The sequence below is a fragment of the Nocardioides hwasunensis genome, from assembly GCF_014779665.1.
Taxonomy (GTDB): Bacteria; Actinomycetota; Actinomycetes; order Propionibacteriales; family Nocardioidaceae; genus Nocardioides; species Nocardioides hwasunensis.
In genome coordinates, this window is record NZ_JACXYY010000001.1 from 662,874 (window position 1) to 680,796 (window position 17,923).

At 70.7% G+C, this 17,923-nt stretch carries 16 protein-coding genes; 11 read left to right on the forward strand and 5 right to left on the reverse strand.

Annotated elements, in window-relative coordinates; genetic code table 11:
- Window positions 1-47: 47 nt before the first annotated feature.
- The 11 genes from IEZ25_RS03310 to IEZ25_RS03360 all read left to right on the forward strand — a co-directional run bounded on the left by IEZ25_RS03310 (window position 48) and on the right by IEZ25_RS03360 (window position 11,789).
- Complete coding sequence (locus IEZ25_RS03310) at window positions 48-518, forward strand: Rieske (2Fe-2S) protein (RefSeq protein WP_191197937.1); 471 nt, start codon at window positions 48-50, stop codon at window positions 516-518.
- 127 nt (window positions 519-645) lie between these two features.
- Entirely contained in the window at window positions 646-2,841 is a 2,196-nt protein-coding gene (locus IEZ25_RS03315; protein ID WP_191197938.1) for a hypothetical protein, read from the forward strand.
- 61 nt (window positions 2,842-2,902) lie between these two features.
- Window positions 2,903-4,948 (forward strand): excinuclease ABC subunit UvrC, encoded by a 2,046-nt coding sequence (uvrC, locus tag IEZ25_RS03320; RefSeq protein WP_191197939.1) that lies wholly within the window; start codon window positions 2,903-2,905, stop codon window positions 4,946-4,948.
- 1 nt (window position 4,949) lies between these two features.
- Window positions 4,950-5,819 (forward strand): RNase adapter RapZ, encoded by an 870-nt coding sequence (gene rapZ / locus IEZ25_RS03325; RefSeq protein ID WP_191197940.1) that lies wholly within the window; start codon window positions 4,950-4,952, stop codon window positions 5,817-5,819.
- 1 nt (window position 5,820) lies between these two features.
- A complete protein-coding gene (locus tag IEZ25_RS03330; RefSeq protein WP_191197941.1) occupies window positions 5,821-6,801 on the forward strand; it encodes a gluconeogenesis factor YvcK family protein in 981 nt (326 codons plus the stop codon).
- Between the two features lie 87 nt (window positions 6,802-6,888).
- Entirely contained in the window at window positions 6,889-7,875 is a 987-nt protein-coding gene (gene whiA / locus IEZ25_RS03335) for a DNA-binding protein WhiA (RefSeq protein WP_191197942.1), read from the forward strand.
- A 195-nt stretch (window positions 7,876-8,070) separates the two neighbouring features.
- Complete coding sequence (gap, locus tag IEZ25_RS03340; protein WP_191197943.1) at window positions 8,071-9,066, forward strand: type I glyceraldehyde-3-phosphate dehydrogenase; 996 nt, start codon at window positions 8,071-8,073, stop codon at window positions 9,064-9,066.
- Between the two features lie 5 nt (window positions 9,067-9,071).
- Window positions 9,072-10,286: a phosphoglycerate kinase gene (locus tag IEZ25_RS03345; RefSeq protein ID WP_191197944.1), complete on the forward strand. Its 1,215-nt coding sequence runs from the start codon at window positions 9,072-9,074 to the stop codon at window positions 10,284-10,286.
- A gap of 33 nt (window positions 10,287-10,319) precedes the next feature.
- Complete coding sequence (gene tpiA / locus IEZ25_RS03350) at window positions 10,320-11,090, forward strand: triose-phosphate isomerase (RefSeq protein WP_191198130.1); 771 nt, start codon at window positions 10,320-10,322, stop codon at window positions 11,088-11,090.
- 44 nt (window positions 11,091-11,134) lie between these two features.
- Window positions 11,135-11,374, forward strand: coding sequence for a preprotein translocase subunit SecG (secG, locus tag IEZ25_RS03355; RefSeq protein ID WP_191197945.1), 240 nt, complete (start codon window positions 11,135-11,137; stop codon window positions 11,372-11,374).
- Window positions 11,375-11,429: 55 nt separating this feature from the next.
- Complete coding sequence (locus tag IEZ25_RS03360) at window positions 11,430-11,789, forward strand: RNA polymerase-binding protein RbpA (protein WP_191197946.1); 360 nt, start codon at window positions 11,430-11,432, stop codon at window positions 11,787-11,789.
- A gap of 118 nt (window positions 11,790-11,907) precedes the next feature.
- Here IEZ25_RS03360 and pgl read toward each other — a convergent pair whose 3' ends face one another.
- The 5 genes from pgl to tal all read right to left on the reverse strand — a co-directional run bounded on the left by pgl (window position 11,908) and on the right by tal (window position 17,908).
- Window positions 11,908-12,639 carry a 6-phosphogluconolactonase gene (pgl, locus tag IEZ25_RS03365; protein WP_191197947.1) on the reverse strand — a complete coding sequence of 244 codons (732 nt, stop codon included), beginning with the start codon at window positions 12,637-12,639 and terminating at the stop codon, window positions 11,908-11,910.
- On the reverse strand, window positions 12,636-13,547 hold the full coding sequence (locus IEZ25_RS03370) for a glucose-6-phosphate dehydrogenase assembly protein OpcA (protein WP_191197948.1): 912 nt from the start codon (window positions 13,545-13,547) through the stop codon (window positions 12,636-12,638). The genes pgl and IEZ25_RS03370 overlap by 4 nt, the downstream gene beginning before the upstream one ends.
- A gap of 73 nt (window positions 13,548-13,620) precedes the next feature.
- The gene (gene zwf, locus IEZ25_RS03375) at window positions 13,621-15,144 is read right to left on the reverse strand and encodes a glucose-6-phosphate dehydrogenase (protein ID WP_191197949.1); all 1,524 of its coding nucleotides are present in this window, start codon (window positions 15,142-15,144) and stop codon (window positions 13,621-13,623) included.
- Window positions 15,141-16,796, reverse strand: coding sequence for a glucose-6-phosphate isomerase (gene pgi / locus IEZ25_RS03380; protein ID WP_191197950.1), 1,656 nt, complete (start codon window positions 16,794-16,796; stop codon window positions 15,141-15,143). The genes zwf and pgi overlap by 4 nt, the downstream gene beginning before the upstream one ends.
- Complete coding sequence (gene tal / locus IEZ25_RS03385; protein ID WP_191197951.1) at window positions 16,793-17,908, reverse strand: transaldolase; 1,116 nt, start codon at window positions 17,906-17,908, stop codon at window positions 16,793-16,795. The genes pgi and tal overlap by 4 nt, the downstream gene beginning before the upstream one ends.
- Window positions 17,909-17,923: the final 15 nt, after the last annotated feature.

Sequence of the window (17,923 nt, forward strand, 5' to 3'; positions counted from 1 at the left end):
CACCGAGGTCACAGCCTCCTCACAGGGTGGCTGGCTAGGGTCGCCGCATGACGACGATCAACCGACGACGCGCCCTGTCCGGCACCGCCGCCTTCGCCATCGGCGTGCCGGTCCTCGCGGCCTGCGGCTCCGATGACACGGCCACCGACCCGGGTGCGTCCGGGGCCGACGACCCGAGCTCGGACCCGACGTCCGAGCCCACGTCGAGCGGCTCCGCGAGCTCCGGCGGTGGCGACTCGCTGGCGTCCGCGAGCGACGTACCGGTGGGCGGGTGCTTCGTCGCAGCCGCTGCCAAGGTGGTGGTGACCCAGCCGACCGAGGGTGAGTTCAAGGCGTTCTCCGCCGTCTGCACGCACCAGGGCTGCGCGGTCGAGTCGAGCACGGAGGGCGACATCCCCTGCCCGTGCCACGGCAGCAAGTTCTCGCTGGAGGACGGCTCGCCCCTGTCCGGTCCGGCGACGGCCGCGCTGGCGTCGGTCGCGATCACCGTCGACGGGGACTCGATCCTCCGGGCCTGAGCGTCGGGTGACCCCGTGACCGGTCGCCTCGTCCGCGAATCACCCGCAGGGGTTTGAACGACCTCACGGTGAGACACAATGCTCCCCAGACGCCCCGAGGGTGGGCGCGCACCAGGGGGAGCTCCACATGTCGTTGACACCTGTTCGCGGACGGATCGCCCTCGCGGCGGCCGCCCTCGTCACCGCAGCACTGCTCACGCCGACGCAGGGGAGCGCCACCGCGCCCTCGGCGTCCGGGCGCGACACGGTCGAGGTCACGGGCACCGTGCTCGTGCTCCACGGCGAGGACGGTGACCGCGACCGCTACTCGCTGCAGCTGCCGTCGGGCAACGTCGTCGAGCTCGCGGAGGGCTTCGAGGCCGATCCGCTGTCGGTGTTCGCCGGCACCCTCGCGGTCCCGGGCGCCGGCGCCGACCAGAGGCTCACCGGGGCCGACCGTGCGAGTGCGCTGCGACGCGCCTCCGCATCCGGAGCGCCGCTCGAGGTCGTCACCTCGCGCACCTCTCCCGGTGCTCCCGCACCAGTGGTCACCACCCACGCGACGTACGTCGCGAAGGTGACCAACTTCGGCCCGATCGCGCTGACGGACGCCCAGGCCCTCGACGGGATCAAGCAGGCCCAGGACTGGTGGGTCGGGCAGTCCGGCGGGCAGATCGCCGCATGGAACACCGTCACCGGCGTCGTCCCGGTCGACTCGGCGGCAGGTTCGGCCGCGGCCGGCTGCGGCCTCGGCAACGACGGCGCCGACTTCTCCGGGATCGTCGCCAGCGTGGGTGCGCAGGCCTTCCCGGGTGTCGACTTCTCCGGTGCGTCGCCCAACCATCTCGTGGTGCTGGTGCCGGACGGGTGCGGGAGTCCGACGGCGGGTCGTGCCCGGCTCGGGACGTCGCTCGCCAGTGGTGGTCCCGTCATCGTCCAGGCCAAGCTCACCTCGGGCTTCCGCTCCACGCTCGAGCACGAGTACGGCCACAACCTGAGCCTGCAGCACTCCAACAACGCTGCGGCGGAGTACGGCGACCTCTACCAGGTGATGGGCTCCCACCCCGACGGGAAGAGCAGCCCCGTCCTCGGCACGATCTACCGGATGGAGCAGGGGATCATCGCTGCCGGCGAGGTCGCCGACGCGACGGACGCCGGCGGCACCTACACGCTGCAGTCGCGCTCGTCGGCCAGTGGGCTGCGCGGGGTGCACTTCATCAACCCCGACGACGGCAAGCGCTACTTCGTCGACTACCGCGACGGCGCGGGCCTCGACGCGAACACCTGCTACGGCACCGCCAACTACTGCAACTACGCCAGCCAGAGGTACGGGCAGGACTACCGCGTCGGCCTCACCATCGAGCGCGAGGACGCGCAGCGAGGCGCGTTCCTCCTCCCCGCTCCCGGCAACGACGGCTCGCTGCAGGCCGGGGAGAGCTGGACCAACCAGGGCCAGAGCGTCACGGTGACCGCCAACGCGGCCAACCAGATCACGGTCACCCGTGTCCAGAAGCCCCCGCTGCCCGGCGGCACGGCTGCCGTCCCGGCTCCCGTCGCCCTCCGCGAGGTGTCCGCGGCGGCCAGCTTCCCCGAGGCGACGGCGGTGCGCTACCAGTGGGTGCTCAACGGTCAGGCGATCCCGCAGGCCGACGACCCGACGTTCACCCCCACGCTGGCCATGGCGGGCGGATCCCTGAGCGTGATCGCCACCGGCTACGCGGTCGGGCGCAACCCGAGCCCGCCGGCACAGTCCGCTCCGGTGACCGTCGGCGGCGCCACGTGGTACGTCGACGGCGTGCAGCGGACGGCCACCATCAGCGGGCCGATCCGCGTCGGTGGCGTGCTCACCGTGACCAGCCCGAACTGGGTGAACAACTTCGGGGAGAAGCCGGCCGACCTGGCTCCGGTCTACAAGTGGACCCGCAACGGCAAGGCGATCAAGGGAGCGACGAAGAGCACCTACCGGTTGACCCGCAAGGACAAGGGCAAGCGGATCCAGGTGACGGAGTACCCGCGTGCCTCCGGCTACGACACCTCTGCCTCGGTCCGCTCAGAGGCCACCAAGAAGATCCGCATCGGCAAGCTCAAGACCACCAAGCCCCGCATCAAGGGCAAGGCCAAGGTCGGCAAGACGGTGAAGGCGAAGGCCAAGGGGTGGACCCGGGGCACGAAGCTCACCTACCGGTGGTTCGTCGGCAAGAAGGCGATCAAGGGTGCGACCAAGAAGAAGCTCAAGGTCACCCGCTCGATGCGCGGCAAGAAGCTCGTGGTGAAGGTGACCGGCTCGAAGAAGGGCTTCAAGAAGTCCACCGTGAAGTCGAAGCCGGTCAAGGTCAGGAAGTGACCTGCCGCTGACGACCACCCGGGCGGCCCCCGTTGTCGGGGGCCGCCCGTAGGGTTGTCCGGTGGCCACGCCGAGCACCTATCGACCCGCACCGGGGTCGATCCCGACCAGTCCGGGGGTCTACCGCTTCCGCGACGCCAAGGGCCGCGTGATCTACGTCGGCAAGGCCAAGAGCCTGCGCTCGCGGCTCTCGTCCTACTTCCAGGACATCGGCAACCTCCACCCGCGCACGGCCACCATGGTCACCACCGGCGCGAGCGTCGAGTGGACCGTGGTCGACACCGAGGTCGAGGCCCTCCAGCTGGAGTACAGCTGGATCAAGGAGTTCGACCCGCGCTTCAACGTCAAGTACCGCGACGACAAGTCCTACCCCTGGCTCGCCGTCACCGTCGGCGACGAGTTCCCCCGGGTGATGGTCGGCCGCGGAGCGAAGCGCAAGGGCACCCGCTACTTCGGCCCCTACAGCCACGCCTGGGCCATCCGGGAGACCGTCGACATCCTGCTGCGGGTCTTCCCGATGCGCTCGTGCAGCAACGGTGTCTTCAAGCGCTCCAGCCAGATCGGCCGACCCTGCCTCCTCGGCTACATCGACAAGTGCTCCGCCCCGTGCGTCGGCAACGTCACCGAGGAGGAGCACCGCCGCATCGTCGACGACTTCTGCGACTTCATGGGCGGCCAGACCAAGCCGTTCATGGCGCGGATCCGCAACGAGATGTACGCCGCCAGCGAGGCACTCGACTTCGAGAAGGCTGCCCGGCTCCGCGACGACCTCGGTGCGATGGAGCGAGCCCTGGAGAAGCAGGCGGTCGTGCTCGGTGACGGGGCCGACGCCGACGTCATCGCCCTGGTCGAGGACCCGCTCGAGGTCGCCGTCCAGATCTTCTACGTCCGCGGCGGCCGGATCCGCGGCCAGCGCGGCTGGGTCGCCGACCGCACCGACGAGGGCGGCACGCCGGAGCTGGTCCAGGACTTCCTGCTGCAGCTCTACGGCGGCGTCGGCGCCGAGGAGGGCGGGGAGACCATCCCGCGCGAGGTGCTCGTGCCCGCGCTGCCTCCGGACGTCGACGTGCTCGAGGAGCTGCTCAGCGAGCGACGGGGGAGCAAGGTCGCGATCCGGGTGCCGCAGCGCGGCGACAAGCGCGACCTCCAGCAGACCGTCGCGACCAACGCCGGCCAGGCGCTCGCGCTCCACAAGACCAAGCGCGCCAGCGACCTCACCACGCGCAACCGGGCGCTGGAGGAGATCCAGCAGGCCCTCGCGCTCGACGAGGTGCCGCTGCGCATCGAGTGCTACGACGTGTCCAACCTCCAGGGCACCGAGGTCGTCGCCTCGATGGTGGTCTTCGAGGACGGCCTCTCCCGCAAGGGTGAGTACCGACGCTTCGTGATCAAGGGCGTCGACGGGCAGAACGACGTGGCCTCGATGCACGAGGTGATCACCCGGCGATTCAAGCGGCTGCTCGACGAGCAGGCGCGGGTGGAGCTTCACGATGCTCCTCGGGCGGCGCCAGCGGGCTCGGACGCTTCGCAGGCTCAGCAGCCCGACCCGCAGGCGCCCCTCCTCGTCGACCCGGAGACGGGCCGCCCGCGCAAGTTCGCCTACTCCCCGTCGCTCGTCGTCGTCGACGGGGGCCCGCCGCAGGTGGCCGCGGCCCAGCAGGCCCTGGCCGAGCTCGGCATCAACGACATCCCGGTCTGCGGCCTGGCGAAGCGGCTCGAGGAGGTGTGGCTGCCGGGGGAGGAGGACCCGGTGATCATGGCCCGCACCAGCGAGGGCCTCTACCTCCTCCAGCGGATCCGCGACGAGGCCCACCGGTTCGCCATCAACCACCACCGCAGCAGGCGCTCCAAGTCGATGGTCGAGAGCATGCTCGACGACGTGCCCGGGCTCGGGGAGGTGCGCCGCAAGACCCTCCTCAAGCACTTCGGCTCGCTCAAGAAGCTCCGCGAGGCCGAGGTCGGCGCCATCGCGCTCGTCCCCGGCATCGGCCCCCGCACGGCCAGCGCGATCAAGGACGCGGTCGCGCAGGCCGACGCGACGAGGAAGACTGCTCCCCGCGCGCCCACCGTCAACACCGCCACCGGCGAGATCATGGAGGACGACTGACGTGAACGAACCGACTCCCGGTGAGCTGGTGATCGTCACCGGTATGACCGGTGCCGGACGCAGCACCGCGGCCAAGGAGCTCGAGGACCTCGGCTACTTCGTGGTCGACAACCTCCCGCCGACGCTGGTGCGCGACGTGGTGCGGCTCGTCGACGACAGCCGGGGCATCCACCAGCCGATCGCGATCGTCGTCGACGTGCGCTCCGGGTCGTTCTTCGACTCCCTCCAGGCCAACCGGCACCAGCAGGTCACTGGCCGGCCGACCACGCTGCTCTTCCTCGAGGCGACCGAGGACGTGCTGGTCCGCCGGCAGGAGGCGGCGCGTCGCCCGCACCCGCTCCAGGGTGGCGGGCGGCTGCTCCACGGCCTCCGGCGCGAGCGCGACGTGATGGCCGACATCCGGGGCGACGCCGACATCCAGCTCGACACGTCCAACTTCAACGTCCACCAGCTCCAGGACCGCATCGCCGAGCTGTTCGGCACCGCAGCCACCACGCGGCTCAAGGTCACCGTCATCAGCTTCGGCTTCAAGTACGGCATCCCGGTCGACGCCGACTGGGTGGCCGACATGCGGTTCCTGCCCAACCCGCACTGGGTGCCCGAGCTGCGCCCGCAGAACGGCCGCGACCCCGACGTCTCCGCCTACGTCCTGTCGCAGCCCGGCGCGGGTCAGTTCCTCGAGCAGTACCTCCCGGTCCTCCAGACCGTCGCCGAGGGCTACCTCCGTGAGGGCAAGCGCTTCATGCAGGTCGCCGTCGGCTGCACCGGCGGCAAGCATCGCAGCGTCGCGATGACCGAGCGGATCGCCGGCCTGCTGCGCGAGTCCGGCTACGACGTGAGCACCGCCCACCGCGACCTCGGCAGGGAGTGACGTGGCGCGCCAGACCGCGCAGGCCGCGGTCGCGCTGGGCGGGGGCCACGGGCTCTTCGCCACGCTGTCGGCGCTGCGCCGACTCCACGACGACCTCACCATCGACGACCTGACCGCGGTCGTGACGGTCGCCGACAACGGCGGGTCCTCGGGGCGCCTGCGGGGCGAGTTCGGCGTCCTGCCTCCCGGTGACCTGCGGATGGCGCTCGCAGCGCTGTGCGGCGACGACGAGTGGGGACGCACCTGGACCGACGTCCTCCAGCACCGCTTCGCCGGCGACGGCGAGATGAACGGTCACGTCGTCGGCAACCTCCTGATCGTCGGGCTGTGGGAGCTGATGGGCGACCACGTCCGGGCGCTCGACTGGGTCGGTCGGTTGCTCGGCGCCCACGGGCGGGTGCTGCCGATGGCCACCACCCCGATGGACATCACCGCCCGGGTGCGCGGCGCGGAGGCCGGCCGGCCCGACGTCGTCAGTGTCGTCCGCGGGCAGGTCGAGGTCGCCACCACCGAGGGTCACATCGAGTCCGTCGCCCTGGTGCCCGAGGACCCGCAGGCCTGTCAGGAGGCGGTCGAGGCGATCCTCGCCGCCGAGTGGGTGGTGCTCGGCCCCGGCTCGTGGTTCAGCTCGGTCATCCCGCACCTCATGGTGCCGGGCCTGCGTCGCGCGCTCGCGGAGACTGCGGGACGGCTGGTGGTGGTGCTCAACCTCGAGGCGCAGGCGGGGGAGACGACCGGGTTCGGCCCGGAGGACCACCTCGACGTCCTCTTCGAGCACGCTCCCGACCTGACGGTGCACGCCGTCCTCGTCGACGCCTCCTTGCTCGCCGCGTCCGAGGTGGGCGGCCGCGGACGGCTGGAGAGGGTCGTCGCCGGGCACGGTGCCCGGCTGGTGGTCGAGGACATCGCCGTGCCGGGGGAGCCGCGGCACGACCCCGCCCGCCTCGCCGAGGCCTTCCGCCGGATCGTCGACGAGGGCTGAGGCCTGCTGAGGTGAAGGTCACCCCCGCCCGGCCCAGGTCGATCTCAGGCCTCGGGGGTCGTTGACCAGCATGGCAGGATTCGGCTCATGGCAATGACGGCACAGGTGAAGGCAGAGCTCGCCTCCACCCAGATCACCAAGACCTGCTGCCGCAAGGCCGAGGTCGCCTCGATGCTCCGCTTCGCCGGCGGCCTCCACATCGTGAGCGGCCGCATCGTCGTCGAGGCCGAGCTCGACACCGGCGCGGCCGCGCGTCGGCTCCGCAAGGACATCTCCGAGGTCTACGGCCACCCCTCCGACGTGGTCATGGTGCAGGGCAACGGCATCCGCAAGGGCAGCCGCTACATCGTGCGCGTGACCAAGGACGGTGAGTCGCTCGCCCGCCAGACCGGTCTGCTCGACCAGCGCGGGCGCCCCGTGCGCGGCCTGCCGCCCGCTGTCGTGAGCGGGGGTGGCTGCGACGCCGTCGCCGCCTGGCGTGGTGCGTTCCTCGCCCACGGCTCGCTCACCGAGCCGGGACGCTCGTCGTCCCTCGAGATCACCTGCCCGGGGCCTGAGGCAGCCCTGGCGATCGTCGGCGTTGCCCGCCGGCTCGGCATCTCCGCCAAGGCGCGCGAGGTCCGCGGCGTCGACCGTGTCGTGATCCGCGACGGCGACGCGATCGGTGCGCTGCTCACCCGCCTCGGCGCCCACGAGTCGTTGATGGCCTGGGAGGAGCGCCGGATGCGCCGCGAGGTGCGCGCCACGGCCAACCGGCTCGCCAACTTCGACGACGCCAACCTGCGCCGCTCCGCCCGTGCCGCGGTCGCCGCGGGCGCCCGCGTCGAGCGCGCCCTCGAAATCCTCGGCGAGGAGATCCCCGACCACCTGCGCCAGGCCGGGCACCTCCGCCTGGAGCACAAGCAGGCCTCCCTCGAGGAGCTCGGCCAGCTGCACGACCCGGTGCTGACCAAGGACGCGATCGCCGGACGCATCCGCCGGCTGCTCGCGATGGCCGACAAGCGTGCGGAGGACCTCGGGATCCCCGACACCGAGGCGTCGCTGACGCCCGACATGCTCGTCGACGAGGGCTGAGGCCGAGACGATCGGCCGCGGCGGTCCGCTACGCTTGCGGAGCGCCTTTGGATCGATCCAAGTTACCTGTCCGTACCTCGAACGACCCCGCTCGGAGGGGCTGCGGGGACCCGATAGGGTCGGTGATGCTGGTCACCGAAGGCCAGAGTTGTCCACGGGGTCACCGAAGGCCCCACACCAAGGAGACATGCACCCATGACCGTCCGCGTAGGTATCAACGGCTTCGGCCGCATCGGCCGCAACTTCTTCCGCGCCGTCCGCGCCTCCGGCGCCGACATCGAGATCGTCGGCGTCAACGACCTGACCGACAACGCCTCGCTCGCGCACCTGCTCAAGTATGACTCGATCCTCGGCCGCCTCGACGCCGACGTCTCGAGCGACGAGTCCTCGATCCTGGTCGGCGACCAGAAGATCGCCGTCTCCGCCGAGCGCGACCCCGGCGCCCTCAAGTGGGGCGACCTCGGCGTCGACGTCGTGGTCGAGTCCACCGGCTTCTTCACCGACGCGACCAAGGCCAAGGCCCACGTCGACGCGGGCGCCAAGAAGGTCATCATCTCCGCGCCCGCCTCCAACGAGGACATCACCATCGTGATGGGCGTCAACGACGGCCTCTACGACCCGGCCGCGCACACCGTCATCTCCAACGCCTCGTGCACGACGAACTGCCTCGCGCCGATGGCCAAGGCGCTCCACGACGGCCTCGGCATCAACAAGGGCCTGATGACGACGATCCACGCCTACACGGCCGACCAGAACCTCCAGGACAACATCCACAAGGACCCGCGTCGCGCCCGTGCCGCCGCGCTCAACATGGTCCCGACCTCGACCGGTGCCGCCAAGGCCATCGGACTGGTCCTCCCCGAGCTCAAGGGCAAGCTCGACGGCTACGCGATGCGCGTCCCGGTCCCGACCGGCTCGGCCACCGACCTCACCTTCGAGGCGTCGCGCGAGACGTCGGTCGACGAGGTCAACGAGATCGTCAACGCGGCCGCCGACGGCCGCTTCCTGAAGTACTCCACCGACCCGATCGTCTCCACCGACATCGTCACCGACCCGGCGTCCTGCATCTTCGACGCGCCGCTGACGAAGGTCATCGGCAACCAGGTCAAGGTGCTCGGCTGGTACGACAACGAGTGGGGCTACTCCAACCGCCTCGCCGACCTGATCACGCACGTCGGCTCGTCGCTCTGAGCGCGATGTCCGACCACACGGCAGACATCGCGTCACTGGGTGAGCTGAAGGGGAGGCGCGTGCTGGTCCGCTCGGACCTCAACGTGCCCCTCGACGGCACCACCATCACCGACGACGGCCGGATCCGCGCGAGCGTGCCGACGCTCCAGCAGCTGTCCGATGCGGGGGCCCGAGTGGTGGTCGTTGCCCACCTGGGCCGCCCGGACGGCTCGCCCGACCCGAAGTACTCCCTGGAGCCGGTCGCAGCGCGGCTCGCCGAGCTGCTCGGGCGGCCGGTGGCGTTCGCGACCGACACGGTCGGCAAGAGCGCGACCGAGACGGTGGACGCGCTCGAGGACGGCGACATCGCCGTCCTGGAGAACGTCCGCTTCAACGACGGCGAGACCAGCAAGGACGACGCGGTGCGAGCCGCGTTCGCCGGTCAGCTCGCTCAGCTCGCCGACGCCTTCGTCTCCGACGGCTTCGGGGTCGTGCACCGCAAGCAGGCGAGCGTGTACGACGTCGCGCTGCGGCTGCCGTCCGCGATGGGCGGGCTCGTGGCCGCGGAGGTCGACGTGCTGAGGCGCCTGACCGAGCACCCGGACCGCCCCTACGTGGTGGTCCTGGGCGGCTCGAAGGTGTCGGACAAGCTCGGCGTCATCGACAACCTCATCGACAAGGCCGACAAGATCCTCGTCGGGGGCGGGATGGTGTTCACCTTCCTCAAGGCCCAGGGCCACGAGGTCGGCAAGAGCCTGCTCGAGGACGACCAGCTCGACACCTGCACCCGCTACCTCAGCGAGGCGGCGGACCGTGGTGTGGAGATCGTGCTCCCGACCGACGTCGTGGTCGACACGGCGTTCCCGTCGGGCGACCGCGAGCCCCAGCCCAGCGTCGTACCCGCCTCGGAGATCCCTGCCGACGCCTTGGGTCTCGACATCGGGCCGGAGTCGGCGGCTGCCTTCGCGGCCGCGCTGGCCGATGCGAGGACGGTGTTCTGGAACGGCCCGATGGGGGTCTTCGAGGTCGACGCCTTCGCCGCCGGCACCCGTGCCGTGGCCGAGGCACTCACCAAGGTCGACGGCCTGTCGGTCGTCGGCGGTGGCGACTCCGCCGCCGCCGTGCGACAGCTGGGCTTCGACGAGGCCGCCTTCGGCCACATCTCCACCGGCGGTGGCGCGTCGCTGGAGTTCCTGGAGGGCAAGGAGCTCCCGGGCATCGCCGTACTCGAGAGGGACTGAACCACTGTGGCCAAGCACGACCGCACCCCGCTGATGGCGGGCAACTGGAAGATGAACCTCAACCACCAGGAAGCGGTGGTGCTGGTCCAGAAGCTGGCGTGGACGCTGTCCGACAAGCGCCACGACTACGGCTCGGTCGAGGTCGTCGTCGTCCCGCCCTTCACCGACCTCCGGTCGGTGCAGACGCTGGTCGACGGCGACCGCCTCTCGATCCGCTACGGCGCGCAGGACGTCTCGGTCCACGACAACGGCGCCTACACCGGTGAGATCTCGGCGGCGATGCTGGGCAAGCTCGGCTGCTCCTACGTCGTGGTGGGCCACTCCGAGCGCCGGATGCACCACAGCGAGAGCGACGAGCTGGTCAACGCGAAGGCGCACAAGTCGCTGGCCGGTGGCATGACGCCCATCGTGTGCGTCGGTGAGGGCCTCGACGTGCGCCAGGCGGGGGAGCACGTGCCCTTCACGCTGTCGCAGGTGGACGGCTCGCTCGACGGCTTCACCGCCGAGCAGGTCGCCGGCCTCGTCGTCGCCTACGAGCCCGTCTGGGCCATCGGCACCGGTGAGGTCGCCACTCCCGACGACGCGCAGGAGGTCTGCTCGGCCATCCGCACGCGTGTGCGCGAGGTGCACGGGGACGCGGCCGCCGACGGGCTCCGGATCCTCTACGGCGGCTCCGTGAAGGCGGCCAACGTGGGCGGCATCATGGACAAGCCCGACGTCGACGGATGCCTGGTCGGGGGCGCGAGCCTGCAGGTCGACGAGTTCGGCGGCATCTGCCGGTTCTACGACATGCCCGTCCTGTGAGGCCGCTCGCCGGTCCTCACCTCCAGTGACGTAGGCTGCGCACCGTGATTCTGCTCTTCACCATCCTGCTCGTCATCACGAGCGCGATCCAGATCCTGCTGGTCCTCCTCCACAAGGGGCGGGGCGGCGGCCTGTCCGACATGTTCGGCGGCGGCGTGTCCAGCAGCCTCGGAGGATCGTCGGTGGCCGAGCGCAACCTCGACCGGTTCACCGTCGGTGTCGGTGTCATCTGGTTCGCCTGCATCCTCGCCCTCGGCCTGCTCATGGCCTACCAGGGCAACTGAACCCCCTCTCTGCATCCCGTCTGAATCTGCTCTGAGTCCCTGAGAAGGAGCCCCCGTGGCTGGTGCTGGAAACGCGATCCGCGGCAGTCGAGTCGGTGCCGGGCCGATGGGCGAGGCCGAGCGCGGCGACGCCGCGCCCCGGCAGACGGTCACCTACTTCTGCAGTCACGACCACCGCTCGGTGGTGACCTTCGCGGTCGAGGCCACGGTGCCCGACTCGTGGGACTGCCCCAAGTGCGGACTGCCGGCCAGCCTCGACTCCGAGAACCCGCCGCCGGCGCCCAAGATCGAGCCCTACAAGACGCACCTGGCCTACGTGAAGGAGCGTCGCAGCGAGACCGAGGCCGCCGACATCCTCGACGAGGCCGTCGCCCAGCTCCGCAGCCGTCGCAAGGCCGGCGAGATCATCTTCTGACCCGTTCTCGCCGGGACGTCATGAGAACCCTCGGTTCGCACCGAGGATCCCTATGACGTCATGGTCAGTGGCTTTCCGGGCGACCCGCCGCCATGACGTCCTGCTCGCGCGTCGTACGTCAGAGGGCGGAGGCAGCGTCCTCGTCGAGCCACCAGACGGTCTCGTCGCCGCGGACGCCGCGAGCCGGCGTCTCGGTGACAGAGCCCTCGTCGGCCAGGGCGCGCGCGACCGCTTCGGCCTTGCCCTCGCCGCTGGCGATGAACCAGACCGACCGCGCGTGCTGCAGTGCCTCGAAGGTCAGGGTGACCCGGTCGGGCGGCGGCTTGGGGGAGTCGTGCACGGCGACCGCGATCGCGTCACGTGCCTCGAGGACCGGGTGCCCGGGGAACAGCGAGGCGCAGTGCCCGTCGGGGCCGATGCCGAGCATCAGCACCTCGAAGAACCCGGCACCGTGCTCGCGCATGGCGGCGCTGTAGGCCTCGGCGGCGTCCTCGGCGGTGGCCACCTCGTCGCTCGCCGGGACCTCGTGCACGTGCGCCGGGTCGACCGGCACGTGGTCGAGCAGGGCCTCGCGTGCCTGCCGGGCGTTGCGGTCGGGCGAGTCGGCCGGGACGAACCGCTCGTCGCCCCACCAGAACACCACGCGCGACCAGTCGACCGAGGAGTCGGACGCCCGGCGGGCCAGCTCGCGGTGCAGCGACTCGGCGATGGTGCCGCCGGTGAGCCCGACCTGCGGCACCTCGCCGCGCGACTGCGCGGCCTCGAGCCGGTCGAGCAGGGCCGACGCGACGTCACCGACGAGGCTGTCGGCGTCGTCGTGACGGCGTACGACCGGTGCCGCGGCGCTCACTTCGAGCCCCGGAGCTTGACGAGTCGCTGGGCGACCTCGGCATAGACGTCGTCCTCGTCGAGCCGTCGCAGCTCCTCGGCGAGCAGTGCCGGGACCTCGCGTCGCTTGAGCGCGACCGGCCGATCGGGACGGTTCGGCGAGGTGAAGGTCGCCAGGCGTCCGTCGGCGCGAGCGATGCGGATGGGGCCCTCCTTGGTGTCCAGGGTGACCTCGGTGATGCCAGGGCCCTCGGAGCTCCCGCGGGTCACCTCGATCTTGAGCCGGTCGCACAGCCAGGCGGCCAGCAGGTCGGCGCTCGGGCTGATCCGCTCGGCGGTCACCTTGGCGCCGGTGACCTTCAGCGGGTGCTGGTCGAGGGCGGCCGCCAGCAGGGCGCGCCACGGGGTCAGCCGGGTCCAGCTGAGATCGGTGTTGCCCGGTGCGTAGGTCTCGCACTGGGTGAGCATCGCGGTCGACTTGCCACGAGGCACGGCGGCGGAGTCGGTGATCCTGCGCTGCGCGAGGGCGCCGAGCGGGTCGGCTGCGGGATCACGGGGCGCTGACGTGGGCCACCAGATGGCGACGGGGGAGTCGGGCAGCAGCAGGGGCAGCACGACGGACTCGGCGTGCTTGACCACCTCTCCCTTGAGCCGGATGAGGGCGGTCTCGCCACCCCAGCCGTCGCCGCTGCCGACCTGCGCGTTGACCTGGGCGGCTCCTCTCGCGTCGCCCAGGATCACGCCGAGCACGCGCGAGGGGTGCTCGCGCGAGGCGCGCTTGGCGGCGGCCATGGCCTCGGCTGCGTCCTCCTCGGGCGCCACGATGACCAGCGTCATGACCATGCCCATGGCAGGACTGCCCGCGCGGGTGCGGGAGCGGACGAACTCGGCCGCGATCGACGATGAGTTGGTGTCGGTGAGCTCGATCATTTCGTCGGGGTCCCCTCGGTGTTGTTCGGCGGAGGAGCGGAGCGGGGGAGGCGAAGAACAGCGAGGGGCGACATCAGGGTCGCCTCCAGGTCCGGCCGTCGCGGGCGAGCATCTTGTCGGCGGACTCCGGTCCCCAGGTGCCGGAGTCGTAGCTGTCGGGCTTGCCCTTCTTCGACCAGTGCTCGATCACCGGGTCGAGGATCTTCCAGGACAGCTCGACCTCCTCGTGCCGTGGGAAGAGCGGCGGGTCGCCGAGCAGCACGTCGAGGATCAGGCGCTCGTACGCCTCGGCACTGGCCTCGGTGAAGGAGCCGCCGTAGGCGAAGTCCATGTTGACGTCGCGGATCTCCATCGCGGTGCCGGGCACCTTGGCACCGAACCGCATGGTCATGCCCTCGTCGGGCTGGACGCGGATGACGAGCGCGTTCTGGGTGAGATCCTCGGTCGCGGTCTGGGTGAACGGCAGGTGCGGAGCCCGCTTGAAGACCACGGCCACCTCGGTGACCCGGCGCCCCAGGCGCTTGCCGGTGCGGAGGTAGAACGGCACGCCCGCCCAGCGACGGGTCTCGACGTTCACGGTGATCGCGGCGAACGTCTCGGTGGTGGAGCTCTTCTCGATGCCCTCCTCCTCGAGGAACCCGCCGACCTTCTCGCCGCCCGCCCAGCCGGCGACGTACTGGCCGCGGGCCGTGGTGAGGTCGAGTCGCGCCGGCAGCTGTGCCGAGGCGAGCACCTTCTGCTTCTCCAGCCGCAGGCTCTCGGCGTCGAAGGCGATCGGCTCCTCCATCGCGACGAGCGCCATCAGCTGCAGCAGGTGGTTCTGGATGACGTCGCGGGCCGCGCCGATGCCGTCGTAGTAGCCGGCGCGGCCGCCGATGCCGATGTCCTCGGCCATGGTGATCTGCACGTGGTCGACGTAGTTGGAGTTCCAGATCGGCTCGAACATGTTGTTGGCGAAGCGCATCGCCAGGATGTTCTGGACCGTCTCCTTGCCGAGGTAGTGGTCGATCCGGAAGACCGAGCCCGACGGGAAGACGCCGGCGAGCGTGGCGTTGAGCTCGCGGGCAGACTCGAGATCGTGACCGAACGGCTTCTCGACCACCACGCGGCGCCACTGGTCAGCGCCGGGATCGGCGAGCCCGTGCTCCTTGAGCTGACCGACCACGTTGCCGAAGAACGCCGGCGGGATGGCGAGGTAGAACGCCATGTTGCCGCCGGTGCCGCGCTTCTGGTCGAGCTCCTCGACGGTGCGGCGGAGCTGGTCGAAGGCGTCGTCGTCGTCGAAGTCCCCGGAGACGAAGCGGAAGCCCTCGGACAGCTGGTTCCAGACCTCCTCGCGAAACGGTGTGCGCGCGTGCTCCTTGACCGCGTCGTGCACGATCTGGGCGAAGTCCTGGTCGGCCCAGTCGCGCCGGGCGAAGCCGACCAGGCTGAAGCCCGGCGGCAGCAGGCCGCGGTTGGCCAGGTCGTAGATCGCCGGCATGACCTTCTTGCGCGACAGGTCGCCGGTGACCCCGAACAGCACCATCCCGCACGGACCGGCGATGCGGGGGAGCCGACGGTCCTGCGGGTCGCGCAGCGGGTTGGTGTTCGTCATCGGCCTCGGTGCTCCTGGTAGTAGCGGATCAGCGACTGGGTGGAGGCATCCTGCTCCGCCAGCACGGAGTCGTCACCGGACACCGCCGGCTGCAGCTGCTGGGCGAGCTGCTTGCCGAGCTCGACCCCCCACTGGTCGAAGCTGTCGATGCCCCAGACGGCCCCCTCGACGAACGTGATGTGCTCGTAGAGGGCGACGAGCTGGCCGAGCACGGCCGGGGTCAGCTCGGGCGCCATGATCGAGCTCGTCGGGCGGTTGCCGGGGAAGGTCCGGGCCGCCACGAGCTCCTCGGCGACTCCCTCGGCCCGCACCTCGTCGGCGGTCTTGCCGACCGCGAGTGCCTGGGTCTGGGCGAAGAAGTTGGCCAGGAACAGCTCGTGCACGTCGGTGTCGCCGTCGCGAAGGGCGTACGCCGGTCGCGCGAAGGCGATGAAGTCGGCCGGGATCAGTCGGGTCCCCTGGTGGATGAGCTGGTAGAACGCGTGCTGTCCGTTGGTGCCGGGCTCGCCCCAGAAGATCTCGCCGGTGTCGTGCCCGACGGCCTCACCGTCCCACCGCACCCGCTTGCCGTTGGACTCCATGGTCAGCTGCTGGAGATAGGCCGGGAAGCGGTGGAGCAGCTGGGAGTAGGGCAGCACGGCGTGGGTGTGCGCGCCGAGGAAGTTGGCGTACCAGACGTTGAGCAGGCCCATCCTCAGCGGCACGTTGTCGGCTGCCGGGGCGGTGCGGAAGTGCTCGTCCATCGCATGGAACCCGGCGAGCATCTCGGCGAAGTGCGTCGGCCCGATCGCCACGACCAGGGAGAGCCCGATCGCGGAGTCCATGGAGTAGCGGCCTCCGACCCAGTCCCAGAAGCCGAACGCGTTGTCGGGGTCGATGCCGAAGTCGGCGACCTTGTCGAGGGCGGTCGACACGGCGACGAAGTGCTGCGCGACGGCGGCCTCCGGGTCGCTTTCGGCGGGCAGGTGGTCGAGCAGCCACGCCTTGCACAGCCGCGCGTTGGTGAGTGTCTCCAGGGTGCCGAAGGTCTTGCTGGACACGATGAAGAGGGTGGTCTCCGGGTCGAGCCCGGTGAGCTTCTGGCCTGCGTCGGTCGGGTCGATGTTGCTGATGAAGCGGCAGGTGAGACCGTCCTGGCGATAGGGCTCGAGCGCCTCGTAGGCCATCACCGGACCGAGGTCGGAGCCGCCGATGCCGATGTTGACGACGGTCTGGATCCTCTTGCCGGTGACACCGGTCCACTCTCCCGTGCGGACCCGGTCGGCGAAGGAGTAGACGCGCGCGAGCACCTCGTGGACGTCGGCCACGACGTCCTGGCCGTCGACGGTGAGCGAGGCGTCGGTCGGCAGCCGCAGCGCGGTGTGGAGCGCCGCGCGGTCCTCGGTGACGTTGATGTGCTCGCCGGCGAACATCGCGTCGCGGCGGCGCAGGACGCCCGCCTCGTCGGCGAGCCGGTGCAGGGCCGCCCCCACCTCGTCGTCGACCAGGTTCTTCGACAGGTCGACGAGTAGGTCGGCGGCGACCAGCGAGTGCTGCGTGACCCGCTCGGGGGTGAGCGCCGTGCGCAGGTCGGGCGAGTACGCGTCGGCCAGGCGAGCGAGGTCCGCCCATGCGGACGTCGTCGTGGGGTCCACCGGGGCGGAGCCGCTCATGCCCGGGCGGCCTCGAGCGACGCCTTCAGGGTCGTCTGGAGCTCGTCCCAGGCGACGAGGAACTTCTCGACGCCCTCCTGGATGAGCACCTGGATGACGTCGTCGTAGTCGATGCCCGCGTCGGCCAGCGCCTGCATGTGCGCGGCGGCGTCGTCGTAGAACGGGCGGACCCGGTCGCCGCGCACCTCGCCGTGGTCGGCGACGGCGTCGAGGGTCTTCTCGGGCATCGTGTTGACGGTGTCCTCCACGACGAGGTCGACGACGTACATCGTGTCGTCGTAGTCGGGGTTCTTGACCCCGGTCGAGGCCCACAGCGGGCGCTGCTTGCGGGCGCCCTTGGCCTCGAGCGCCTCCCAGCGCTCGCCGCTGAAGAACTGCTCGTACATCTGGAACGCCAGTCGGGCGTTGGCGACGCCGGCCTTGCCACGCAGGGCCGGGTCGGTGCCGGGTCCCGCGGTGGTGGCCTCGAGGCGCTTGTCGATCTCGGAGTCGACCCGCGAGACGAAGAACGAGGCGACCGAATGGATGTCGGCGAGCTCGTGGCCGTTGTGGGCCGCCTTCTCCAGTCCGGCGACGTAGGCCTCCATCACGTTCTGGTACTGCTCGAGGCCGAAGATCAGCGTCACGTTGACCGAGATCCCCGCAGCGATGGTCTCGGTGATCGCCGGCCAGCCCTCCTTGGTGCCGGGGATCTTGATGAGCAGGTTGGGCTGGTCGACGATGCGCCACAGCTCGGCGGCCTCGGCGACGGTCTGCTCGGTGTCGTGGGCCAGACCGGGGGACACCTCGATCGAGACCCGACCGTCGACGCCGTCGGTGATGTCGAACACGGGCCGCATGATCTTGCAGGCCTCGCGCACGTCGTCGGTGGTGATGGTCTGGGTGGCCTTCTCGACGTCGGCGCCCGCTGCGGCCAGCTCACGCACCTGCGGGTCGTAGCGCTCGCCGTCGGACAGCGCGGTCTGGAAGATCGCCGGGTTGGACGTCACCCCGACCACGTTGCTGTTCTTCACCAGGTCGGCCAGGTTGCCGGTCTCCAGCCGCTCCCGCGACAGGTCGTCGAGCCAGATGGACACCCCGGCGTCTGCCAGGGCCTTGAGACGGTCGTTCATGAGGAGCCTCCCGTG